22 protein-coding genes are annotated in these 24,898 nt (G+C 38.5%); 12 read left to right on the forward strand and 10 right to left on the reverse strand.

Annotated elements, in window-relative coordinates:
- Nucleotides 1-60 precede the first annotated feature (60 nt).
- The gene (locus JK629_RS06655) at nucleotides 61-573 is read left to right on the forward strand and encodes a gamma carbonic anhydrase family protein (protein WP_202337824.1); all 513 of its coding nucleotides are present in this window, start codon (nucleotides 61-63) and stop codon (nucleotides 571-573) included.
- A gap of 1 nt (nucleotide 574) precedes the next feature.
- Here the strand turns inward: JK629_RS06655 and murI are convergent, their stop codons facing one another.
- The 8 genes from murI to JK629_RS06695 all read right to left on the reverse strand — a co-directional run bounded on the left by murI (nucleotide 575) and on the right by JK629_RS06695 (nucleotide 8,622).
- The gene (gene murI / locus JK629_RS06660; RefSeq protein ID WP_202337825.1) at nucleotides 575-1,366 is read right to left on the reverse strand and encodes a glutamate racemase; all 792 of its coding nucleotides are present in this window, start codon (nucleotides 1,364-1,366) and stop codon (nucleotides 575-577) included.
- A gap of 93 nt (nucleotides 1,367-1,459) precedes the next feature.
- A complete protein-coding gene (locus JK629_RS06665; protein WP_202337826.1) occupies nucleotides 1,460-1,969 on the reverse strand; it encodes an OmpH family outer membrane protein in 510 nt (169 codons plus the stop codon).
- 62 nt (nucleotides 1,970-2,031) lie between these two features.
- Nucleotides 2,032-2,913: an OmpH family outer membrane protein gene (locus tag JK629_RS06670; RefSeq protein ID WP_202337827.1), complete on the reverse strand. Its 882-nt coding sequence runs from the start codon at nucleotides 2,911-2,913 to the stop codon at nucleotides 2,032-2,034.
- Nucleotides 2,914-2,952: 39 nt separating this feature from the next.
- Nucleotides 2,953-5,526 (reverse strand): BamA/OMP85 family outer membrane protein, encoded by a 2,574-nt coding sequence (locus tag JK629_RS06675; protein WP_237460072.1) that lies wholly within the window; start codon nucleotides 5,524-5,526, stop codon nucleotides 2,953-2,955.
- Between the two features lie 7 nt (nucleotides 5,527-5,533).
- A complete protein-coding gene (locus JK629_RS06680; RefSeq protein ID WP_202337828.1) occupies nucleotides 5,534-6,277 on the reverse strand; it encodes an isoprenyl transferase in 744 nt (247 codons plus the stop codon).
- A gap of 6 nt (nucleotides 6,278-6,283) precedes the next feature.
- Entirely contained in the window at nucleotides 6,284-6,976 is a 693-nt protein-coding gene (porG, locus tag JK629_RS06685) for a type IX secretion system protein PorG (protein ID WP_202337829.1), read from the reverse strand.
- 99 nt (nucleotides 6,977-7,075) lie between these two features.
- Complete coding sequence (locus JK629_RS06690) at nucleotides 7,076-7,960, reverse strand: NAD kinase (protein ID WP_202337830.1); 885 nt, start codon at nucleotides 7,958-7,960, stop codon at nucleotides 7,076-7,078.
- Between the two features lie 5 nt (nucleotides 7,961-7,965).
- On the reverse strand, nucleotides 7,966-8,622 hold the full coding sequence (locus tag JK629_RS06695) for a CBS domain-containing protein (RefSeq protein WP_202337831.1): 657 nt from the start codon (nucleotides 8,620-8,622) through the stop codon (nucleotides 7,966-7,968).
- An 87-nt stretch (nucleotides 8,623-8,709) separates the two neighbouring features.
- On the opposite strand from JK629_RS06695, the gene JK629_RS06700 reads away from it, so the two are divergent.
- From JK629_RS06700 to clpX, 8 genes are all read left to right on the forward strand, one after another.
- Nucleotides 8,710-9,423 (forward strand): pyridoxine 5'-phosphate synthase, encoded by a 714-nt coding sequence (locus JK629_RS06700; RefSeq protein ID WP_202337832.1) that lies wholly within the window; start codon nucleotides 8,710-8,712, stop codon nucleotides 9,421-9,423.
- Complete coding sequence (locus tag JK629_RS06705) at nucleotides 9,423-10,184, forward strand: alpha/beta fold hydrolase (protein WP_202337833.1); 762 nt, start codon at nucleotides 9,423-9,425, stop codon at nucleotides 10,182-10,184. Before JK629_RS06700 ends, JK629_RS06705 begins: the two co-directional genes overlap by 1 nt.
- A 96-nt stretch (nucleotides 10,185-10,280) precedes the next feature.
- Nucleotides 10,281-11,531 carry an OmpP1/FadL family transporter gene (locus tag JK629_RS06710; protein ID WP_202337834.1) on the forward strand — a complete coding sequence of 417 codons (1,251 nt, stop codon included), beginning with the start codon at nucleotides 10,281-10,283 and terminating at the stop codon, nucleotides 11,529-11,531.
- A gap of 18 nt (nucleotides 11,532-11,549) precedes the next feature.
- The gene (locus JK629_RS06715; protein WP_202337835.1) at nucleotides 11,550-13,085 is read left to right on the forward strand and encodes an SGNH/GDSL hydrolase family protein; all 1,536 of its coding nucleotides are present in this window, start codon (nucleotides 11,550-11,552) and stop codon (nucleotides 13,083-13,085) included.
- A gap of 81 nt (nucleotides 13,086-13,166) precedes the next feature.
- Nucleotides 13,167-13,508 carry a phage holin family protein gene (locus JK629_RS06720; RefSeq protein ID WP_202337836.1) on the forward strand — a complete coding sequence of 114 codons (342 nt, stop codon included), beginning with the start codon at nucleotides 13,167-13,169 and terminating at the stop codon, nucleotides 13,506-13,508.
- Nucleotides 13,509-13,593: 85 nt separating this feature from the next.
- On the forward strand, nucleotides 13,594-14,913 hold the full coding sequence (gene tig, locus JK629_RS06725) for a trigger factor (RefSeq protein ID WP_202337837.1): 1,320 nt from the start codon (nucleotides 13,594-13,596) through the stop codon (nucleotides 14,911-14,913).
- Nucleotides 14,914-15,023: 110 nt separating this feature from the next.
- Nucleotides 15,024-15,698: an ATP-dependent Clp endopeptidase proteolytic subunit ClpP gene (clpP, locus tag JK629_RS06730; RefSeq protein ID WP_045079330.1), complete on the forward strand. Its 675-nt coding sequence runs from the start codon at nucleotides 15,024-15,026 to the stop codon at nucleotides 15,696-15,698.
- Nucleotides 15,699-15,725: 27 nt separating this feature from the next.
- Complete coding sequence (gene clpX / locus JK629_RS06735) at nucleotides 15,726-16,958, forward strand: ATP-dependent Clp protease ATP-binding subunit ClpX (protein WP_202337838.1); 1,233 nt, start codon at nucleotides 15,726-15,728, stop codon at nucleotides 16,956-16,958.
- Nucleotides 16,959-17,393: 435 nt separating this feature from the next.
- Here the strand turns inward: clpX and JK629_RS06740 are convergent, their stop codons facing one another.
- A complete protein-coding gene (locus JK629_RS06740; RefSeq protein ID WP_202337839.1) occupies nucleotides 17,394-18,920 on the reverse strand; it encodes a GH3 auxin-responsive promoter family protein in 1,527 nt (508 codons plus the stop codon).
- 121 nt (nucleotides 18,921-19,041) lie between these two features.
- Here JK629_RS06740 and JK629_RS06745 point away from each other — a divergent pair, with 121 nt between their 5' ends.
- A complete protein-coding gene (locus tag JK629_RS06745; protein WP_202337840.1) occupies nucleotides 19,042-19,836 on the forward strand; it encodes a DUF2797 domain-containing protein in 795 nt (264 codons plus the stop codon).
- Here the strand turns inward: JK629_RS06745 and JK629_RS06750 are convergent.
- Complete coding sequence (locus JK629_RS06750) at nucleotides 19,833-22,481, reverse strand: AsmA family protein (RefSeq protein WP_202337841.1); 2,649 nt, start codon at nucleotides 22,479-22,481, stop codon at nucleotides 19,833-19,835. The genes JK629_RS06745 and JK629_RS06750 overlap by 4 nt on opposite strands.
- A 149-nt stretch (nucleotides 22,482-22,630) precedes the next feature.
- Here JK629_RS06750 and folK point away from each other — a divergent pair, with 149 nt between their 5' ends.
- A complete protein-coding gene (gene folK / locus JK629_RS06755; protein WP_202337842.1) occupies nucleotides 22,631-23,758 on the forward strand; it encodes a 2-amino-4-hydroxy-6-hydroxymethyldihydropteridine diphosphokinase in 1,128 nt (375 codons plus the stop codon).
- Between the two features lie 97 nt (nucleotides 23,759-23,855).
- Nucleotides 23,856-24,788: a pseudouridine synthase gene (locus JK629_RS06760; RefSeq protein ID WP_202337843.1), complete on the forward strand. Its 933-nt coding sequence runs from the start codon at nucleotides 23,856-23,858 to the stop codon at nucleotides 24,786-24,788.
- Nucleotides 24,789-24,898: the final 110 nt, after the last annotated feature.

The raw sequence follows: 24,898 nt of genomic DNA on the forward strand, positions 1-24,898 counted from the left end.
ATTGTTACTATTTTTGAAATTTGAAAACTCAAACCTAAAATCTGAAACCAGAAAGAAACAATGATACTAAAACCCGTAAACGGAAAACAGCCACAAATCCCCGAAGATTGCTTTATCGCTGAAAACGCCACAATTGTAGGAGATGTGGTGATGGGCAATGAATGCAGCGTTTGGTTTAATGCCGTAATTCGTGGCGATGTGCATTTTATCAAAATGGGAAATAAAGTGAACGTGCAGGACGGCGCAGTAATTCACTCAACGTACAAAACTTCACCGACAACGATTGGAAATAATGTGTCCATCGGGCATAATGCTATTGTGCATGGCTGTACCATTCACGACAATGTATTGATTGGTATGGGAAGCATTGTTATGGACGATTGCGTTGTGGAAATCAACACTATTATTGCGGCGGGTGCGGTTGTTTCAAAAAGTACCCGAGTGGAAAGCGGAAGTATTTATGCGGGGATTCCGGCAAGGAAAATTAAAGACATAAGTCCAGAACTTACCAAAGGGGAGATAGAACGAATAGCCAATAATTATGTAATGTATTCTTCTTGGTTTAAGGAATAAATTAAAAGTCTTTTTTTTCTACGGAAATTTTTTCGGCATGCTCTTTCAACAGAAATTTTAAAGTGTCAGTTTCGGCATTTGTAAAAAATTGAAGATTGGGTGGAGTGTTTTCTTTTCGAAGCATATCGAGGCTTTGAAGTACTGTTTTGGTTTGTCGGGCAACTGCCTCGCCAGAATCTATAATCTTTACATTGGGGGGGAGAATATCTTTCAGCTTTGGGATAATATAAGGGTAGTGGCTGCAGCCCAAAACTAAATAATCAATATTTGCTGCAATCATTGGCTTGGTATGTTTTTGCAAAAGCGAGTGCATTTCGATTCCATCAAGATTTCCAGCTTCAATTAAGGGAACGAGGCCTTCTCCAATTATTTCAACCACGTTTATATCTTTTGTAAATTCCTGTGTGGTTTTACTGAAGAGCGCACTGCTTAATGTTCCTTTGGTAGCTAAAATTCCAATGCTTTTTGTAGTGGTTTGCAGGGCTGCCGGTTTTATGGCAGGTTCTATTCCTATAATAGGAATATTATACTTTTTCCGAAGTGTGGAAATGGAATTTGTGGTAGCGGTGTTGCAGGCTACTACAATAATTTTAGCTCCCATCTCAATTAGTTTTTCAGTGTTCTTAATACTGAGTTTCGTAATTTCTTCAGCAGATTTATTTCCATATGGAGCATTTTTACTATCCGCTAGATAGATTGTATGTTCCAATGGCAGTAGTTTGTAGATTTCTTGCCAAATGGAAGAACCCCCAACTCCAGAATCAAAAATACCTATGGGATTGTTTTTTACCATGGCGTAAATGTAGCCAATATGTTGAAATTAGAACATAAAAAAACTGCCCGCGATAACGGGCAGTTTTTAAAAAATTTTCTTTTTAAAAAAGAATTACATTCCCAATTCTTTTTTTACATCAGCCATTAGATCTTTACCATCGGCAAGGATTACACCGCTACCCATGGTTGAGTCCAACACATATTGATATCCTTGGGCTTTTGCTACTTTTTGAATTGTAGCTTGTGCTTTTTCTAGAATTGGCTTAAAGATATCTGTTCTTTTCTTGTCTAAATCCTGCAAAGCTTGCTGTCTGTAAGCTTGAATGTTATCCTGCATTCCCTGAACCTCCTGGAATCTTTTTTGGTTTTCTTCATCAGACTTACCCGCAGCTTCAGCATCGTACTGCTTCATTTTGGTTTCTAGCTCTTTCGCCATAGCCTTAATTTCAGTATCATAAGTTTTTTGTACTTTTTCCAATTGGCTCTGTGCAGCTTTATATTCCGGCATAGCCTCTATAAGCTCCTGTGCATTAATGTGTGCAATCTTGGATTGGGCGTTTACAAAACTTGTAGCTCCCACAAATAGCGCAATTGCAACTAAAACTAATTTCATTTTTTTCATTGTAAGTGTATTAAATTTAAGTGTTATTTTTTAAGCGTTGTTTATTTTAATCTGAAAAGTAATTATTGGCCATCTCCGCCTTCTTGCTCTTCATTTCTGCCCTCAGGTGTATTGTTTCTATTTTGGCGGGCATTCATGATAGAATCTCTTCTCTGTTCTCTTTCCTCAATTAAACGCTGTCTGCGTTCTTCAAATTCTGCTTTCTTGGCAGCGCGTATTGAATCGCGTTCTTTTTGGCGCTGGGCCATCATTTCCTCGCGCTCTGTTTTTTTAGCTTCCACTAATTTTTCGCGCTCTTCCTGTTTTTCTTGGATGGCTTTTTCCCTTTCGGTAATAGCTCCATCTTCTTCGGCTGTAAGTGCTTCCCGGCGCTCTATCTCGCGTTCTTCTTTTTTATTGGCTGCTTGAACTCTTCTGCCAGCACGTTCAATGCTACGTAGAACTAAATCGCTTATGTCGTTTCTTTTGGCGGCAAAAAGCATAACCACATCTGCAGATTTATCAAAGATGAAGTCGTATTTTTTATTTTCCGCAATTTCTTGAACTATGTTGAAAACCTGATCTTGGATGGGCTGTACGAGTTGTCTTCTTTGAATCATCAAATCGCCATTTGGTCCAAAACGATCCTGTTGGTATTGAAGCATTTCATCTTCCTTGATTTTTATTTCCTCTTCTCTTTCATCGATCAATTCTTTGGTAAGGAGCACCCTTTCGTTCGCAAGGTTTAGCTTCATTTGATCAATTTCTTTTTGTTTTTTTTCGATGTCCTGTTTCCAGCGCTGAACTTTTCCTTCCAATTGGATGGAAGCTTCTTTATATTCTGGAACACTTTCAAGAATATATTCCATATCAATATATCCTATGCGAACGCCTCTTTGAGCTTCAGCCATAAAGGTGAAGCAAAAAAGAAAAAAGGTAAAAATTAGTATTTTTTTTGTCTTCATATTATTTGGTTGTTGTTTAAGAAAATATCGTGCCAGTTTTTAAAATTGTTGTCCAATAATAAAGTGGGTTTCCCATCCATTCTTTTCGGTTCCGCCTAAAATTGGGTCAAAGCCGTATCCAAAATCAATACCCAAAAGTCCAAATGCTGGCATAAATATACGCAATCCTGCGCCAGCGGAACGCTTAAGTTCAAAAGGATTGTAATTTCTAAAGCCATCATAAGAGGCTCCTCCCTCTGCAAACCCAAGCACATAGATGGATGCCATTTGTGCCAAAGTTACAGGATATCTTACCTCTAACGAAAATTTATTGTAAATCGTATTTCCATCTTGGTCTGAAAGTGATTGGTTTGGATACCCTCTCATTTGAATAACCTCACGACCATCTAAGCTATAAGCCCCAAGGCCATCACCTCCTACAAAGAATCTTTCAAATGGCGGAATGCCACGATTTTGGTTATAAGCTCCCAAAAACCCAAACTCAGTGTTTGTACGAAGCACCATTTTTTCCACAAGTTTTGTGTACCAGGTTCCTTTAAATTTTATTTTATAATATTCTAGCCATTTAAAACGCTCTTGGTCAATTTCTGAAATCCTTTTGTTGTCATCTACAAACTCAGGATTATCCGGAGATGTCTGTGAAAGAAGAGCTCGCTCTCTGGATAATGCTTTATAATCTACATTGTTAAACGCAGAGTATGGAAGCGTCAACTTAGCGGTAATGCTAAAATCAGATCCGGAAGTAGGATATATGGGGTTGGTAGCCGTGTTGTTTCTGCTGATACCAATGGTATAGGCAAGATTGTTTGAATACCCATCGCCGAATGTAAACAAGCCGGTATTGTAATTATTTAGGTTGTAATGCTGAAAGCTAATTGCATTGGACCATACAAAATAATCATCAGGCCATGTTACCTTTTTTGCTAACCCCACAGAACCTCCAGTAATGGTAAAACTTCTAGATTTGTCCGCTCTTCTATTATTATAATCGTAAAAATTTTGAATAGTATGCGAAAACGATGTGGACAATTGTACAGGTTTTCTTCCTCCCAGCCAAGGCTCGGTAAGCGACAAGCTATAAGTTTGATAATAACTACTTGCCTGCGCACGTATGGATAGTTTTTGTCCATCACCCATCGGTAATGGTTTGTATGAACTTAGATTAAAAATATTTCTAAGAGAAAAGTTATTGAAAGAAAGCCCAAGAGTACCTACAAAACCACCACCTCCATAACCTCCTTGAAGTTCAACTTGGCTAGATCCTTTTTCTACTACGGAATATTCCAGATCTACGAGCCCGTTATTTTCATCTACTTTTTTGAAATTTGGAGAAAGCTGTTCGGGATCAAAAAAGCCTAGCTGGCCCAATTCACGAATGGTTCTAACCACATCCCGCTTGCTGTATTTTTGGCCTGGACGCGTTCTCAATTCTCTATAAATAACATGGTCGTTAGTGCGATCGTTTCCTATGACAGTTACATGGTCAAAATAGAAAAGATTACGCTCCATAATTCGTATTTCAAAATCTATAGTGTCATTACGTACAGCTACTTCCACAGGGTTAATACGTGCGGCAAGATAACCGTTGTTTTGGTAAAGGTTTGTAAGATCGTTCGCTTCTGGGTCGCTTTCATCTGCAATACGTTCCTGTAGCAAAATTCCGTTGTAAACCTCTCCGGTTTTGATGCCTAAAATTTGACGTAATTGGCTATCGGTAAAGACACTGTTTCCGATGAATTTAATATCTCCAAAATAATACTTGTCACCTTCTTCAAGCTTTATGTCCAGGGCTACATTCTTCTTGTCAAGAACCCGTAGGGTATCACTAATGATACGCGCATCGCGAAATCCGTTTGATTTATATTTTTTAAGGATGGACTCTTTGTCTTCTTCAAAACCTTCTTCGGTATATTTTGAGCGTTTCCAAAGACGGATTGGATTTTTGCGTTTGGTCTTTTTCATGGAGCGACGCAATTTTCCATTTGTGAATTGCTCATTTCCTTCGAAATTTATCTTTTTTACTTTTACCCGCTTTCCTCTATCGATTGAAATAATCATATCTCGTGATATTTCTACCCCTGTAGAGTCCGTATGGGGAGTAGTGTTTATGGTAACTTCAGTGTTATAAAAACCGTCCTTTTTATATTTGTTCGTAATATAATTTTTTGTTGTGGTAAGAAGGTTTTCGGTAAGTTTGGCACCCGCTTTTAGGTCGTTATCCTTAATGATTTCCTTTTTCTTGGCCTTACGTATTTTTTTTCCGTTGATTACAACTTCATTGAGTTTTGGCAACTCAACTATGTAAAGTTCTAAATCTACATTGTCGCCTTCAATATTGGTTACATAAAAAGCGATATCGCTAAAAAGATTTTGCTCCCAAAGTTTTTTGGTAACCTGGCTCAATTTTTCGCCTGGTATATAGATGCGATCCCCTCTCTTTAAACCGGTAAAAGCTATAACAGTTTGCTCATTAAAGCTTTGTGTCCCGGTCACTGTTATTTCGTTTATAGTGTATTTTCTTCCGCTGTCAAGTTCTTTTTGCTGCGCCTGTAGTGTAAAAACGGAAAGTATTGTAAATAATAAAATACAATAAGATTTTCTGTATGTATGCAATAGGGAACTATTGTTTAAGCTGTTCACTGGTTTTTCCAAATCTTCTTTCTCTGTTTTGATAATTTAATATTGCTTCAAAAAGATGGTTTTTTGTATAATCCGGCCAAAGTGTTTCAGTAAAATACAGTTCGGCATACGCTATCTGCCAAAGCAGAAAATTACTAATGCGCTGTTCGCCACTGGTGCGGATCAGTAAATCTACATCTGGTAAATTTTGCGTGTAAAGATGATTATTTATTACCGTTTCATCAATATCGTGCGGCGAAATTAGGTTATTTTTAACTTTAAGACTAATCTCTTTTATTGTTTTTGTAATTTCTTCCCTGGAACCGTAACTTAGTGCAAGGGTAAGAGTCATGCGCTCGTTGTTTTTTGTTTTAGCAATCACATCCAGTAATTCTCTATGTGCCTTTTTGGGCAAGGCATCTAAATTGCCAATTGCATTGAGCTTTATGTTGTTGTCCTGTAATGTTTTTATTTCCTTTTTAAGCGAAGAGACCAACAGCTTCATCAACAGCTCTACCTCCATTTTGGGGCGGTTCCAATTTTCTGTTGAAAAGGCATAAAGGGTTAAGTAAGGAATTCCGATTTCTGCACTTCCCTCAACAATTTCGCGCACAGCCTTTGTGCCATTTTCGTGACCCATAGAGCGGAAAAGACCTTTTTGTTTTGCCCACCGGCCGTTTCCATCCATAATGATGGCCAGGTGTTGCGGCAATTTGTCTTTGTCTATTTGATCTTTATTGTCCATTATTGTTTAAAAATTGCAATAACAAGGTCTTCTTCCGAAGGCAAAAGTAACGGTTATGCCAGTAAAAACATACCAATCGTCACTGTTGGTGTTTCCGAATTTTAAGTTCTCATTATTTTCCAATCCTTTTACGGGGTTGCTGCCGTCCAGATCATCGGTAAAAGTATAGCGGGCTCCAATCTCAAGCCCTACCATTGCATTTTGGCCCATATTTGCTTTATAACCTAAAACCATAGGAATTGCAATACTGCTTGCGCCATCATAATCTGTTATAATGTCATTTCCTCTTTTGTATAAGGCATCATACCAAAAATAGGTAAGACCAGTATATAAATAAGGGGTGGAAATTGCTTTTTGGGCGTGAACATCAAAATCCCAAAAAGTATATTCCAGTCCAACGGAAACTTCTTTTACTGTGTTTTCAAAAGAATAACCGCGCTCTTTTCTGCGACTGTTTGAACTTTTTGCGTCATCTCCCTTTATTTTCGCAACCATTACCGAGCCCCTAAATGAATGCCGTGCGCTACGGTTCCACTTAAGAAGACCGCCTACGGCAAAACTGTTGGGGTTAATAAAATTGGTCTTTCCAACATCACCAATATAGTTTGCGCCTCCAATCATTCCGCCTATTTCATAGGTTTGGGAATGCGCATAGAATGCCGTTGAGAGTATTAAAAATACAGTCGCGAAATACTTCATATACTTTAAAAGTTTGCAAATATAACAATAAACTTGGCTTGACATTGAAGGAAGCCAATTTGTCTCAGTTGATTAACAAATTTTGATGCGTTTTATTGTTTAGTTTCGCTTGTCTTCGCCCCATAAAAGTTTTTTGCGGAGGGTTTTTATAAAACTATCGTCGTGAAGTTGCAGTAATTTTATTGTGAAAGGTGCCTTCTTAATAAATATTGTGGTTTCATTTTCCAATGTGGCTATTCTAGAATCCATGGAGACCAAAAAAGTATTTTCTCTTCCCGAAACTTTTAATGAAATACTGCTGGAATCTGGTATTACCAATGGACGGGCGTTTAGGTTGTGCGGTGCAATGGGGGTGAGCACAATATTTTTTGCCTCTGGGTCTATTACTGGACCACCGCAGCTTAAGGAATAGCCTGTGGATCCTGTAGGAGTAGCTACTATCAGCCCATCAGACCAATAGGAAGTAAGGTATTTATCATTGACCAATGTTTCCACTTTTATCATAGAGGTGGTATTGCGCCTGTTTACGGCAACTTCATTTAAGGCGAAATTTAATGGTTGGATTTCTTCGTTCTTTGGAGATGTTTCCACAGTAAGCAAGCTTCTTTCAGAAATGGAATATTCTCCTTCCAAAATCTGGTTCAGGCTTTCGGTCATTTCCTCTTTTTGAATTGTTGCCAAAAAACCAAGCCTTCCTGTATTGATTCCCACAATGGGAATGCCCAAGTCTGCAACGAATGTTACAGCTTTTAAAAGGGTGCCGTCACCACCAATGCTGAAAAAAAGATCAAAACTAGAGTCTAGCTCTGTAAAGGTAGAAAAGCTGGAAAAGTTTTTAGTGATATCTTGATTTTTATTGATTATGCCCAAAAAGTTTTCTTCAATTACTACTTCGGCTTCTTTTTTTTGAAGCGCATCGAGCAACATCTGAATGTATATTTCAGAATTTTCGTGATAAAATTGTCCGTAAATACCAATCTTCATTCCAATTATATATTAAGGTATTTATCTAAATAATCAGACCGCTCTTTTAAGTCTTCCAAAAATTTATCTTCTTCATGATGGCTAACTACCTCGTACTTATATCTTCTAAAGGTTTGCACAATACTGTTTATGGCCGTATGGCCAACCTTCACTGTTAATTGAACGGTCTCGCCTGTAATTTTTGAAACAAAGACACCGAAAATACGGGTGCCGTTTGACTCTACAATCTGGCAAACCTCACTAAAGGAATAATCCTGAATTCCTTTCTCAATTACTATTATACCGCCTGTTTCGTTCAGAAATGGAGTGTTGTTGAAAAGGCTCATAATATCGCCCAATTCGTAATATCCCAAATACTTGTTTTCAGCTCCCAAAACGGGCATAATATTGCTGCTGTTAAGTGCAAATGCCTCTAAAATATCTAGCCAGTTTGTATCTTCAAGCACATGAAAAGGCTCCAAGGCATATTGAAAATCACTCAATTTCTTCTTATTGTCAAAACAGTAAGCGTCATTTTCAGAAACACACCCTATAAAATGGCCATCCCTTTCAACCGGAACGTGTGAATAGGTAAGCTGATTGAAAACGGTTTGCACATCCTTTATATTTGCCGAAATGTCAAAGGGTTCAATATCGTTGATGATGTAATTCAGGGTTTCCATTGCAATTGTTTTTAACGCAAATTACTTAAAATAAAGGTTCGTTAGCGTTTAGAAGGTTTGTATTTTTGTTAATTCTAACACAAAGAAATGACAAAACTTAGCGTAAACATAAACAAAATAGCCACATTGCGCAATGCCCGCGGCGGTAACGTGCCTGATTTGTTGCAGGTTGCAAAAGATGTTGAGAAATTTGGCGCACAAGGGATTACAATCCACCCAAGGCCCGACGAACGCCACATTCGCTATCAAGATGCGTACAATTTAAAATCAATTGTTTCCACGGAATATAATATTGAGGGAAACCCGATGGACAATTTTACAAAAATGGTTTTGGAAATAAAACCAACACAAGTAACCTTGGTTCCAGACGCTGTTGATGCAATCACATCCAACGCCGGTTGGGATACAGTTAAGCACAAAGATTACTTAAAGGATATAATTTCAGAATTTAAACGAAATGGAATCCGCACTTCCATTTTTGTAGATCCAACTTTAAAAATGATTGAAGGCGCCGCTGAAACTGGAACCGATAGAATTGAACTCTACACCGAAGAATTCGCAAAACAATACTCCTTAGGAAACAAAGAAGCCGTAAAACCTTATACGGAATGTGCACTTCTTGCAAATAAATTGAATTTGGGCATCAACGCAGGTCACGATCTTTCTTTGGAAAACATTAAGTTTTTTAAGAAAAACATCCCGAACCTTTTGGAAGTGAGCATTGGGCATGCGCTTATTTGTGAAGCGCTTTACCATGGGCTGGAGAAAGTAATTTCAGAATATTTAAAAAAGCTTGGCTAATGATTTTACACTCCCAAATACTCGGCTCCGGTAAACCCTTTGTAATCCTCCACGGCTTTCTAGGTATGAGCGATAACTGGAAAACCCTCGGTACACGCTGGGCTGAAGATGGTTATGAGGTTCATCTTTTAGACCAGCGCAACCACGGCCGCAGTTTCCACAGCGATGAATTTTCGTATAAAGTAATGGACGAAGATTTAAAAAATTACTGCGATGAACATAATCTTCAAAATATAATTTTATTAGGTCATTCTATGGGTGGAAAAGTTGCAATGCAGTTTGCAGTAACCTATCCCAAGATGGTTTCCAAACTGATAGTGGCTGATATTGGTCCAAAGGCCTATCCGCCGCACCATCAAGATATTTTAAAAGCACTTTCAAAATTGGATTTCTCAAAAATAAAATCTAGGGGAGAAGCAGAAGATGTTCTTTCGGAATATATAAAAGACGAAGGCACAAAACTTTTTCTGCTGAAAAATCTTTACAGGAAAAGTAAAACTGAATTGGGGCTTCGTATAAACCTTCCTGTTCTTTCCGAAAAAATTGAGGAAGTAGTAGCAGCCCTTCCTGAAAACACTATTTTTAAAGGCGATACGCTATTTTTAGGAGGGGAGAAAAGTGGCTATATAGAACCCATGGACGAGATTTTGATTAAAAAGCATTTTCCGAAAGCAAAAATAGATACAATATCAAATGCCGGCCATTGGCTGCACGCAGAAAATCCCGACGAATTTTATGATAATGTTATGAATTTTTTATAATATTGTAAGAATGTTTCTTATGCGTGCATAATAAATACCTTGAATAATTCCTTACTAATTTAAAATTAAGAATTAACTCTAAAGAAATAAACAATTATGAAGAAAGTATTACTTCTTGCCGTTTTTGCACTAGCAAGTGCGGTTACTTATGCGGGCGGTTACCGCGTAAGTTTGCAGGGCAATAAATCCCTTGCGATGGGCCACACGGGTGTTGCGGTTATAAACAGTAGCGAATCGGTATTTTTTAACCCTGCCGCCTTGGTGTATCTGGAAGATAAATTCAGTATCTCTGTAGGTGTCCACGGCGTGTTTTCAAACATTGCCTACCAAGATGCCGAGACGGGCGCCAATGCCCGTACCGATAGCCCGGTCGGCACGCCGCTGTATCTGTACGCATCCTACCAGGCTAACGACTGGCTGGCTTTTGGGCTAGGTGTTTACACCCCCTATGGAAGCTCGGTAGAATATGAAGAGGATTGGGCGGGATCGCATCTGGTAAATAATATTGACTTGCAGGCAATCTACATTCAGCCAACTGTTTCTTTTAAGATTAATGATAAGTTGAGCGTAGGCGGTGGTCCTATCTACGTTACCGGGTCTGTAAATTTCAACAGAAACCTAAACCGCACACTTACCGATCTTGAGGGTAACCGAGCCAATGTAACAGTTGATGCTTCTGGAGTGAGCAATTGGGGCTGGGTTGCCAGTGCAATGGTGAACCTTACCGAAGATCTTCATATTGGAGCAACCTATCGTTCAGAAATAATTTTGGACGCTGAGGATGGAGATGCAGATTTTGAGAATGTGCCAAACTCACCTTTAACACCATTTGCAGATACAACATTTAATGCTTCTTTGCCATTGCCTGCGGAAATGACGGTAGGGATGTCTTATGATTTCTGTGAAAATTGGACTTTCGCTTTTGACTTTAACCGTACGTTTTGGGATGTTTACGAATCTCTGGATTTAGATTTTGCCAATCCCGAAATTCCAGATTCAAAAAATGCGCGTAACTATAAAAATTCATCCATCTATCGCTTTGGTATGCAATACGAAGCCACCAAAATGTTTACACTAAGAGCAGGTTATTATTTTGACGAATCACCTGTGCGTGAAGGTTATTTCGCTCCTGAAACACCTCGCAATGACAGTAATAATTTTACAGCAGGACTTACTGTAAACCTTGGCGAACACTTACAGATAGACGCGTCATTCCTTTATTCACACTTTAAGGAAGTGGATGCTTCTTACAACTATTATTTCGAAAACGGTGTAGCGGTTCCATTTAAGGGAACATACAAAACCAATGCTTTCGTTCCAGGACTGGGGCTTACTTATAAACTATAATTGAAAAAAATCTCAAAGATGAAAAATATACTTAAATATACATTCGCGGTTTTGGCCGTGGGCTTTGTAAGCTGCGAACCAGAATTTGATAGCCCTGTAACAGACGATGGTTTTTACAGTAGCGGAAGTGCGGACTTTTCAAAATATGTTTCTGTTGGAAACTCTTTGACTGCAGGTTATGCAGATGGAGCTTTATATATTACTGGACAAAATAATAGCTATCCCAATATTATGGCGCAGCAGTTTTCCTTTGTTGGAGGAGGTGATTTTACACAACCATTAATGAATGATAACCTGGGAGGGTTATTGTTGGGAGGATCTCAAATAGCTGAAAACAGATTTGTATTGGCTGTGGGTCCCAATGGCAATCCCGGCCCTGTTCGTTTGGACGGAATGCCAACCACTGATGTTTCAAATAAATTAAGTGGTTCGTTCAACAATATGGGTGTTCCCGGAGCCAAGAGTTTTCACTTGGTAGCTCCTGGATATGGAAACGTTGCTGGAGTGCCAACAGGTGCTGCCAATCCTTATTTTGCCCGTTTTGCAAGTAGTGAAAGTGCTACTGTAATAGGCGATGCTGCGGCTCAAAACGCCACTTTTTTTACACTTTGGATAGGAAACAATGACATTTTAAGCTATGCTACCTCCGGAGGAGCTGGAGTTGATCAAACAGGAAATCTTGATCCCACATCATATGGGTCAAATGATATCACCGATCCAAATGTGTTTGCTGCCGTTTATAGCCAGCAAGTAGATGCTTTAACTGCAAACGGCGCAAAAGGTGTATTAGTAAACATTCCTGAGGTAACATCTATACCCTATTTCACCACTGTTCCTACAAATGCAATACCTTTAGATGCTGCTACTGCGGCACAGTTAAATGCACAATTCGCAGCGTATAACAACCAAATATTACCAGGATTGGTTGGTATTGGTCTTATCTCTGCGGAAGAAGCTGCTTTGCGTATGATTAATTTTTCGGCAAGCTTAAATAACTTTCCGATAATGACCGATGACGATCTAACAGACATTACAACTGTCTTGCAAGGGCCTCCTTTTAATTTACCAGCCCAATTGGCGGCATTATTAGGACAATTGCGCCAAGTGAATGCTAATGACCTTATAGTATTGCCCGCCTCCTCGGTTTTGGGCTCAACGCCAGATCCCAACAACCCGCAAGGAGTAATAGGGGTATCTATACCTTTAACAGATCAATATGTTTTAGCGGCTTCAGAACAAGCACGCGTTACCGCTGCCAGCACTGCATATAATGCAACAATACAGGCCTTGGCTGGAGCTAAAAATCTAGCGTTTGTGGATGCCAAAGCTGCGCTATCACGTGTTGCAAATGGTGGAATTGTTTATGATGGAGGTCTTCTTACTTCACAATTCGTAACCGGGGGCGCTTTTTCTTTGGATGGAGTTCATCCAACGCCAAGAGGATATGCTTATACCGCAAACTTAATTATTCAGGCAATAAATGATACCTATGATGCCACCATTCCAAAGGTGCATATTGGTAATTATGGCACGGTTACGGTTACAAATAACTAAGTACGTAGATTTACTTTATTAAGAAAGCCGCCCCATATGGGCGGTTTTTTTATCTTTAAATTCAACTTAAACCTCACAAAAATGAAATTAATAGTTAAATTACTTCTTACGGCCCTAGCGGTTGTGGTTTTATCAAAAATCTTGCCTGGTGTAGCCGTTGAAGGCTATGGTTCGGCGATTATAGTTGCTATTGTAATTGCGCTCTTAAGATTAATAGTGAAACCTATTTTGGTGTTGCTAACGTTGCCAATAACCATCGTAACATTTGGGCTATTCCTTCTCATAATCAATGCCATTATTATTCTTATTGCTGATTATTTCGTGGGGGGTTTTGCGGTCTCTACAATTTGGTGGGCACTCCTTTTCAGTTTATTGCTTTCGCTTTTTCAATCCATACTTTTTTCGCTTATAAAAGAAGATTAGCAAATTGCTGAACAACAGTTTGTAAATGTTTGTTGGGTTGTGCAAAAAGCCGTACTTTTGCAACCCGAAATTCAGAAGAGAAAAAATGAACATTACAAAAAAAGACATTGATAAACTGAACGCTGTGCTTACGGTGGAGGTTTCAAAAGACGATTATTCAGGCAAAGTTGAAAAAGTGCTGAACGATTATCGCAAAAACGCCAATATTCCTGGATTCAGAAAAGGGCACGTGCCAATGGGAATGGTAAAAAAGCAATACGGTAAAGCAGTTTTGGTAGAAGAGGTAAATAAACTCTTGCAAGATGCACTCCACAAATTCCTCAACGAGGAAAAATTGGACGTGCTTGGAAATCCACTTCCGAAGAATGAAGCGGAAATCAATTGGGATGCAGATGATTATTCCTTTGAATTTGAATTGGGCCTTGCGCCAAAGTTCGAGGTGGATGTAAAGGGCAAAGAGGTGGTTCACTACAAAATCATCGCAGATGATGAAATGCTGAACAACCAGGTAAAAACCATCCGCAAGCAATACGGAAAATTGATTTCAAAAAAAGAAGTTGAAAAAGGCGATGAAATCACCGGAACCTTTACTTCAACTGAAAAAGACATTGAAAAGAAAACAACCCTTTCAACCGAAGAAATTGCTGGTAAAAAGCAATTGGAAAGTCTACTTGGCGCAAAAGTGGGCGATACAGTTATTTTGAAAACAAAAGGAATGTTTGCCGATGACCACGACAACCAAAAATATTTAGGCGTTTCGCATGACGATGCCCACGGTTTGGACATTGAGGTTTCCTTCAAAATTGAAGAAGTGAACAAACGTGAAATGGCAGAACTGAACCAGGAATTGTTTGACAAACTGTTTGGTGAAGGCGTAGTTACTTCCGAAGCGGAATTGAAAGCAAAAATAAAGGAAGATGCCGAAGGGCAATTTGCACAGCAAAGCGACCAAAAGCTACTGAACGATGTTGTGGAATCATTGATTGAAAATACAAAATTCGATCTTCCGAAAAAATTTTTACAACGCTGGATTGCAATGACGGGCGAAAAAAGACTTTCTGAGGAAGATGCAAAAGCCGAATACGAGCGAAGCGAAAAAGGACTTCGCTACCAATTGATCGAAGGAAAACTTAGAGCGGAGAACAATCTGCAAGTAACTTTTGAAGAGTTGAAAGACCATTCAAAAAATATGATAAAAGCGCAAATGGCTCAATTTGGACAAACCGATCCAAAGGAAGAAGAGTTGGAATCAATTGCTGCACGTATTCTTTCAAACAAAGAAGAAGTGGAACGTTTGAGCGAACAATTGAACACTGCAAAATTGCTAAATTTCTTTAAGGAAAATGCAAAATTGAAGACCAAAGAGGTTACTTATGATAAATTCATTAAGGAAGCCTACGCATAATTCAGCGAAGAAATAGTTATCTTTAGGCGTTGAATTATTTAATTTAACGCCTTTTTGATTTAAACCTTTTCCTGTTCAGGAAAGTAAATTTATAATACGAACAAACATTTATGAACTACAGTAACGAATTCAGAAACTTTGCTATAAAAGATCAAGGCATCAACAATATGTACTACGACAAAATAATAAGTAGTATGTACCCGACTAACTTGACACCAAATATTATTGAAGAACGCCAAATGAACGCCGTGGCGATGGATGTTTTTTCACGTCTAATGATGGACCGGATCATTTTCCTTGGCACCGGAATCAACGACCAAGTTGCAAATATTGTACAGGCACAATTACTCTTTTTGGCAAGTACAGACGCAGCGCGTGACATTCAAATTTACATAAATTCTCCCGGAGGAAGTGTTTATGCAGGCTTGGGAATTTATGATACCATGCAATTTATTAAACCAGACGTAGCAACTATATGTACGGGAATGGCAGCCTCAATGGCAGCTGTGCTGCTTTGTGCTGGTGAAAAAGGAAAGCGAAGCGGTTTAACACACTCTCGGGTTATGATTCATCAACCTTTGGGCGGCGCGCAGGGACAAGCGAGCGATATTGAAATTACCGCCCGTGAAATAATTACCTTAAAAGAAGAACTTTATAAAATCATTGCCAAACACACGGGACAAACCTATGAAAAAGTATATGATGACAGCGATCGCGATTATTGGATGAAAGCCGATAAAGCTTTGGAATACGGTATGATTGATGAAATATTGACACGAAGCTAAAAAACAGATTTTTTGAAAAAAGATAATATGTCGAAAGAAGATTTAGAATGTTCCTTTTGTGGCCGCAAAAAGTCGGAAACCAATTTGCTCATTGCAGGTTTGGATGCCCACATTTGCGACCGTTGTATTGAACAGGCCCACGGAATTGTAGTTGAAGAGGCGTTGCATTCAGGAAACACAGATCTTTCCAAAGATTTAATGCTGAAAAAACCAAAACTTATTAATGCGTTTTTGGACGAATATGTAATAGGGCAGGAACACACAAAAAAAGTAATGTCGGTTGCTGTTTATAATCACTACAAGCGATTGTTACAGCCAAAGAGTGATGACGATATTGAAATACAGAAAAGTAATATCATCATTGTCGGACAAACCGGAACCGGGAAAACCTTGATTGCAAAAACCATTGCCCGAATGTTGAACGTTCCCTTGGCCATTGTTGACGCTACGGTTTTAACCGAGGCTGGTTACGTGGGCGAGGATGTGGAAAGTATTTTAACTCGTTTGCTCCAAGCTGCAGATTACAACCTCGAAAAAGCTGAAAACGGAATAGTTTTTATTGATGAAATTGATAAAATTGCCCGTAAAAGCGACAATCCATCAATCACCCGCGATGTGAGTGGTGAAGGCGTTCAGCAGGCGTTATTGAAACTTTTGGAAGGAACTACAGTAAACGTGCCGCCAAAGGGAGGCCGAAAACATCCGGACCAAAAATTTATTGAAGTAAATACTGAAAACATTCTTTTCATTGCGGGCGGCGCCTTTGATGGCATCGAGCGTCATATTTCAAAAAGATTGAATATGCAGGCTGTTGGTTTTTCAGCTTCGGTAAAGGAAAATCAGATGGAAAAAGATAATATGCTTCGCTATATTATTCCGAAGGATTTGAAAGATTTTGGATTGATTCCTGAAATAATTGGTCGACTTCCTGTTTTAACTTATATGAATCCGTTGGATAAGGAAACACTTCGCGCCATTCTTACCGAACCCAAAAACGCCATTATAAAACAGTACAAAAAACTGTTTGAAATGGACGGAATTGATTTTGTTATTACGGAAGAAGCTTTAGACTTTATTGTCGAGCAAGCAATTGAATACAAACTTGGCGCACGCGGACTTCGGTCGCTTTGCGAAGCAGTTTTAACGGATGCGATGTACGATTTGCCCGGGACTGACGAAACAAAACTTCACGTAACAAAAGAGTATGCCGAAGAGAAGCTGAGTAAATCAACTATCAAAAAATTGAAGGCGGTTTCATAAAATTCCATAGAATTCATAAAAACAAAAGCCCCGATTTTATCGGGGCTTTTTTATACTTACTAATTCAATCCTAATCCCCTACGGAGTAGCGAGCAAAGATTTATTCTTATTGTAAAGAATTTTATTATGCATTTGCTCCTTTTTGCTTTTTAAGTTATAACCTGCAACCTCACTATCTTTTTTAACTGAGGTAGTTGACGCACATGACGAAAACAAAACGGTAAAAACTAAAAAGCAAACTATGTATAAAAAATGTTTCATATTGAGAATCAATGATTTTGATGCTCCAAAAGTACATTGGGAGTTATGCATCCACAAAAGTTTTAGTTGAAGTTGCAGGGATATTCGTTGAAATACATCCACCTCCAAAATGAATCGATAAAGTGCTTAAAACACCCGTTTTACAACACGTTCAGAAGGTAGGTTTTATTTGAATTAGGATTGAAAATCGCCGTTTAAGCGTAAAAGTTCCTCCAAATAATCACGTGTATTGGAAAGCCGTGGAACTTTATGCTGCCCACCAAGTTTGTTTTTCTCCTTTAGCCAATCATAGAAAAGACGTTTTCGGGCGTGATGGATTTTTGGGGCGTTAAGGGTAGTATTATTGAAACGTTTGGCTTCATAGTCACTATTTACTTCCTGTAAAGCAGCGTCCAAAAGTTTGGTGAAAGAGTTAAGATCAGCTGGTGGTGATTTAAATTCAATAATCCATTCGTGTGCTCCTTTTTCCTTTCCATTCATAAAAATAGGGGCGGCGGTATAATCCACAATTTCTGCCTTTGTAAGCTGAGAGACTTTTCGCAGTGCGCTTTCAGCGTTTTCTATAATTAACTCTTCCCCAAAAACATTTATATGGTGTTTTGTTCTTCCCGTAACTTTTATTCGGTAGGGATCTGTGGAAGTAAACCGGACGGTGTCACCAATTTTGTAGCGCCAAAGCCCAGCATTTGTAGTGATTACAATGGCGTAGTTTTTACCTTCTTCCACCTCACTCAACGGAATTACCTTTTCATTGGGGGTGCCGTAAGTATCCATTGGAATGAATTCATAAAAAATTCCATAATCCAGCATCAACAGCAGTTCCTTGTTTTCGTTTCTGTCTTGGATTGCAAAAAAGCCTTCAGAAGCATTATAGATTTCATAATATCTAAAATCACTTTTGGGTAATAATTTATTGTATTGGTCTATGTAAGGATCAAAATTTACACCGCCGTGAAAATAAACTTCCAGGTTAGGCCAAACTTCAAAAAGATTATTTCTGCCGGTGGTTTCCATCACTTGATTTAACAAAACGAGCATCCAAGATGGCACGCCCGCTAAGCTGGTTACGTTTTCTTTGATGGTTTCGTTTACTATTGCTTGCATTTTAGTCTCCCAGTCGCCCATTAATGAAACTTCGTTGCTGGGCGTACTGCTGAATTCTGCCCAAAAAGGCATATTGTCTATCAAGATTGCGGAAAGATCCCCGAACACAGTTCCATTTTCTTGATATAATTGCTTGCTGCCCCCAAGGCGAAGGCTTTTCCCCAAAAATAACTGTGCATTTGGGTTGTTGTTTAGATACATGCAGAGTAAATCCTTACTTGCTGCGTAGTGACAGTTTTCCAACGAATCACTGGTAACGGGTATAAATTTACTTTTGGCGTTAGTGGTGCCACTGGATTTTGCGAACCATTTTATGGGCGTAGGCCAAAAAATATTGCTCTCGCCACATCTGGCACGCTCAATTCTGGCTTCGTTCTCTTCATACGTGGTAACGGGTACTCTTTCAGAAAATTCGCGATAGGTTTTTATTGATGAAAAATCATACTCCCGGCCAATTTCGGTATGCTTTGCTTTCTGAAGTAAATTGAAAAGTAATTCTTCCTGAACTTCAATAGGATACTTCAAAAAAAGGTCTATTTGATGAAATCTTTTTTTAAGAAACCAAGAAGCAATGGAATTTACAATGGGGATTGGCATGTTTTTCTGCTATCTTTATGCTATAAAAATAACGATTTTATAATTACGATTTTCGCTTTTTTGAAGTGATGTTTCCATAGCGTTTCTTTAGAAAAATTGACGTCTAAATATTTTTGAATAAATGAATTACCAAGGAGTGCTTACCAAAATGCAGACTGAGAATGGTTCGCCCATTCAATATTATTTGGTTTTTGAAAACGATTTTTTGCACATGAACCAGTTGCTGGATAAAAAAGTTTCTATCAATTTCCTGCGGTATCAATGCTTAAATTGTGGCCTTCAAAAGAAGATTTATAGACAGGGTTATTGTTATGATTGTTTTTATGAAATTCCACAAGCGGCAGATTGGGTCATTAACCCAGAGAAAAGCAAGGCGCATCTCAATATAGAAGACCGTGATTTAGAATTTGAAAAGCGAGTGCAGCTGCAGCCCCACGTAGTGTACCTTGCCAATAGTAGCAGTGTTAAAGTAGGGGTAACGCGCAAAAGCCAGATCCCTACCCGTTGGATAGACCAAGGCGCGCATGAGGCCATTGAGATTGTTGAAGTTCCAAATCGTTATTTGGCAGGGATTACCGAAGTGGCTTTAAAAAACCACGTGAGTGATAAAACCAACTGGAGAAGCATGTTAAAAAACGATGTGAAGGATGAAAATTTGGTGGAGTGGCGTAAAAGGCTAAAACAGTTTATCCCTGAAGATGCCGTGGAATATTATTTGGAAAACAATGCCGAAACAAACCTGCAGTTCCCGGTATTGAAATATCCCGAAAAACCAAAATCACTAAATCTTGAAAAAAATCCTTTCTATGAAGGAGTTTTAAAAGGTATAAAAGGGCAATATCTTATGTTTGAAGATCAAACCGTTTTCAATATTCGGGGAAATGAAGGATATGTAGTTTCCATAGCCGTGAATTAATTGCCTGTTTTTGTAGTGTCGGTTTTCTTTTTCTTTCCGCCCAAAATTCCACCTAACACATCCCTTATAATTTTTGTGTTTTGTTGTTGTGTAGTTTGTTGTTGATTATTATTTGTATTCGTTTTAGTGGAATCCTGTTTGGTTCCACCTCCCAAAATATCTCCCAGAATACCAGTTCCTTGATTTAACAATTTGTCTTTTTGCTTGGCTAAAATTTGTTTTGTCAGGGTATTAATAGCCGTTTCTGCGTTTAAGGAAACTTGTGGATTGGTAAAAGTTCCTTTTAGGCCAATGGGCAATGCAACACTCATCGCATCAGCTTCCTGAGGACTTAAATTTTGAAGCAATTTAGTAACATCATTGCCCAAATATTTTGCAGGTACATCCATCATTACATTATAGTCAATGGATTTGTCCAAGCCGTGAGTTCCGGCAACCGTAACATTGATTCCCTTAATGTCAAAATCAAAAGGCTTCACTTCAATCTTTCCATTGTTAAAGGTGAAATTTGTGCTCACATCCCTTAAGCTTAACCTATCCAAATTTAAAAATGAAACTTTGTTGCCCAATGCAGCCAGCAACGGGGCTTGTTGCGGATTAACTTCGGCAGTAATAATTTGTGCCAACGCAGTTCCAGCAAGGGTGGATAGTTTTGGGGAAAGATCATTTGTGAGCTGTCCGGTCAATTCAAATTTGGTGTTTAAATTCCCTTGTAAGGCTTTTGCTATGGGAACTAAAAACTGAAACATCTCTAATTGCTTGAATGATTGGTCAATATCAATTTTGCTTAAATCCAAGTTCATTGCAAAAGTGGGAGTTTCGTTTTTGGTTGAAACATTTCCGGAAAGTGCAATGTTTCCGCCAAAAATATTAGAGGTAAAATTGCTGATGGTAATTGTTTCATTTGCAATGGCGGCGGTTCCCTTTGCATTTTTTAATTCTAAATTGTCATAAATTACTTTGCTTGCGTTGAAATCTAAAGTAGCATCCAAAAAATCTGGGATTTTTACAGCTTCCGAAGAGGCTGTTCTTTTAGGAGTGGTTTCTTTTTCTTCAGAATTCTTTTCGGAAGAAACGTTTTCCGAAGCCATAAAATCATTCACGTTAAAAGTGTTTGATTGCAACGCAAAGCGTCCTTTCAAATCCTGTTTGCTCATCAAAAAAGGGATTAGGTTTTGAATGTTTCCAGAGGCTTTGATATCGGTTTGTCCGGTAGTTGCATTTAGTGCTTTCAGCGTGATTATGCCAGGTTGCATTGCGAGATTTGCATTGGCCACTTTCAATTCGTTTTTAAAACCTGCATCATAATTAAAGTTGGTCAGGCTTGCGGTACCGCGTGCGTCTATTTTATCGTAACGTTCCTTTTCCACAGAATCCATATCAAAATTAGCAATAACATCAGCTTTGAAAATTCCGCTAAGTTTTTGTTCCATTTCCACAGGCAATACCTTTTCAATATTTGCTAAATTAAGTGTGCCCTGCATTTCCATGTTCACCAGTGGGTTTTCGGTTATATTCTTGATGCTTCCATTCATTCTGAAAGGTTCGCCATCAATGCTAAATGTCAATTTTGGAATGTTGAGGTAGGTGTCTTTTAACAGGCCTGTTTCATTTTTTAATTGGGCGTCAATAGTGATATTGTCAACTCTTTTGGGTAAGTCTGGGTATTTAAAGGAAGCATTTTCGCTCGCTATTTTTATATCCATCATTGGGATGTGGGTGCTATCCACAATACCTTTTAGCATACCATTTACGGTGAAGTTTCCAGTAGTTTTTACATCATTTATTTGCTTCACATAGGTTTCTGGGATAACGGCTAAAAAGTTTTTAAAATCAGAAGAAGGTGTTTTGAAAGTAAGGTCTACTTCATTATTGTTTTCGTTCACTTTCACATAGCCATCAAACGTAAGTGGAAGCTCGTTGATTTTGGCTTCGTTTTCTAAGAAAGTATATTTTTGGTTTTTGAGATCGAGTTTAAAAACTGCATTTAGCGAAACCCTGTTTTTGGTTAGGTATTCTGTACTGTCAAGGCGAAATGAAGCAAGTGCTTCGGTTTCGGTGTCCAGATTGCTTATTTCCTGTGAAAGATCACCACTTCCCTTATGCTGTACTTCGGTAAGTATTATGTAGGTTTTTGTGGCTTCGTCCAAATAATTTATGCGCGAATTATTTATTTCATAATTTTTCAGATCAAAAGTAAATCCGCCACTGGATTCTGCATTAGTCGTAGCGGGGGCGTCTTTTTTTATGGCAATGTCATAATTTGCATTTCCAAGGGAATCTATCTTTATATTTACAAAAGCTTCGTCAAGTCTTACTTCATCCACTTTTATTGCTTCGTTGCTTTTTTTGAAAAGTTGCATAATGCCCATATCTAGTGAAAGCGTCTTGCCGCTTGCTAAAGTATCGCCCTCAAAAGGGGCTTTGTTGATTACATTAAAATTATTCAACTGAAGTGAAGCATCAGGAAAACTACTGAAAAGACTCAAGTCGAGATCTTCCCAGGTTACTGTGGCGTTGAGGTTTTCATTGATGGTGCGTTTCAGCATTTTTTCAAGGCTTCCTTTAAAAATGAATGGTGCCGCAATCAGCAATAAAACCAGGATTCCAAGAATAATTCCTGTTATTTTAAGTATTTTCTTCATAAAAATTTTGAAATTTCTTTGGTGATACTTCCTTTGGAAACAAACAGTTAAAATAAGCTGTTTCCGTAATGTTTATATCTACACACAAATTTACTTGGTAGTCTTTTTCTTTTCCTTAATTTCGTCTTAAATGTTAAAATTTGAATCAGTTGCAACCACTTTATAACGTTTATCTCTCCCTTGGCAGCAATATGGGCAATCGCTCTGAGTATCTTCAAAATGCAGTAAATTCGCTGTTTGAAGAGGTAGGGAGTATCGTAAAAATCTCTTCGGTTTACCAGACCCCGGCAATGGGTTTTGATGGAGATCCGTTTTTGAATTGTGCCGTGTGGCTGCAAACTAATTTAAAACCTGCCACAGTCCTAAAATCAATTTTGCAAATTGAAAAGACCATGGGTCGCAAGCGCAATGCTCTCCAGGCATATACTTCGCGGCCTATAGATATTGACATCATATTAATTGACGATTTGATTATTGAGTCCGAAAAACTCACTGTTCCACATCCAGAAATGCAAAAGCGAAAGTTTGTGTTGCAGCCTTTGGCCGACCTCAATTCACACTTAATACATCCAGTTTTTGAAAAAAACATAATAAAAATTTTAGCCGAGAGTGAAGACTCAAGTGTGCTTCAAAAGCAGTCCAAATGGCTTACCAACCCGATGAAGGACTACAATATTTCACAATATAATTATATTGCGATTGAAGGAAACATTGGGGCCGGAAAAACAAGTTTGGCCACCAAGATTGCAAATGATTTTAACGCAAAACTAATTTTGGAACGTTTTAAGGACAACCCTTTTCTTCCAAAATTTTATGAAGATGCCGCGCGTTACGCTTTTCCATTAGAAATGTCCTTTTTGGCAGACCGTTACCAACAATTGGTAGACGATATTACCCAGTTCGATCTTTTTAAGGAGTCTGTCATTGCAGATTACGATGTAAATAAATCCCTCATTTTTGCAGGCATCACTTTGCCCGAGGAAGAATATGCGCTTTACAAAAAACTTTTTCAAGTAATGCACAAAGATGTCCCAAAGCCAGATAAATATATTTACCTATACCAAAACACCGACCGCCTTTTGGAAAATATAAAAAAAAGGGGCCGTAAGTATGAGCAGAGTATAGAAGCATCTTATCTGCAAAAATTGAATGCAGGTTATCTTGAATTCATTAAAAACCAACATTCTGAAAACATAAAAATTATCAACATTTCCGAGCTTGACTTTCTAAAAAAACGCGCAGATTATCTGTGTGTTTTAAAAAAAATAATTTCCTAAAAAGCCTCAGTCACAAGTTACAATTAGCAGTCTTTTTACTGTAAACTGAAAACTGCGAGAGCCTACTTAATTTGCTTACCTTTGCAAAAAAGTAACTATGAGCAGACAAGAGAATCAAAACAGAGGAAAAGCTTCAGGGCGTGGTAGTAATAACCAGCGCAACCGAAGCAATGCAAGAGGAAATGCTCCTTTAAAATCAGAATCCACACCAAAAAAAACCGGGCGTCAACAAGATCCTACGGCCAAGCCGAAATTGCGGTTTGATAAAACGGGCAAGGAAATAGGCCGCAGGGAAAAATTAGTAAAAGAAGTAAAAAAGAGCAACCCAGAAGACGGTATTCGTCTTAATAAATATATTGCGAATAGCGGTGTATGCTCACGTCGCGAGGCTGACACCTATATTGCAACAGGTTTGGTTTCCGTAAACGGAAAAATAATAAATGAAATGGGTTACAAGGTGCAATTAAGTGATGATGTGCGTTTTGACGGCCGCCGATTGAACCCAGAGCCAAACACATACGTATTGCTGAACAAGCCAAAAGGTTTTGCAACTACAGACAGTAACGCAAAGGGCATGACTGTAATGGACTTGGTGGCGAACGCCACGACGGCAAAAATAAAACCTTTCGGCCGCTTGGGTAGAAATGCTACGGGGCTTTTGCTTTTTACAAATGATGATGAGTTCGTGCAAAAATTCACCAAAAAAGGAATTCCGCGTTTGTTCCATATAGAACTTGACAAAAACCTAAAGGCTGAGCATCTTAAAAAAATAAAAGATGGTTTCAGTATTGAGGGAAAGGAAATTTCCGTGGAGGAAATAAGTTATGTAGATAACGCGCCAAAAAGTGAAATAGGCCTAAAAATAAAACATACCGGGAACAGCATTATACGAACTATTTTTGAACATTTGGGTTATGATGTAGTGCGGGTAGATTGTGTTACGCTCGGGCCCTTGACCAAAAAAGATTTGCCGCGCGGCCGCTGGAGAACCCTTACTGAAAAGGAACTCAATATGTTCAGCATGTTATAAGGGAAAATGAAATTTTCTCCAATTCATTAATTATTGAATTTTTTTTGGCACTTTTGTAGTGAAAACAAATTAAGCGACAGTATTTTTAAAATGGTTGGTTTTTGAAAACT

The organism is Aequorivita iocasae, assembly GCF_016757735.1.
GTDB lineage: Bacteria > Bacteroidota > Bacteroidia > Flavobacteriales > Flavobacteriaceae > Aequorivita > Aequorivita iocasae.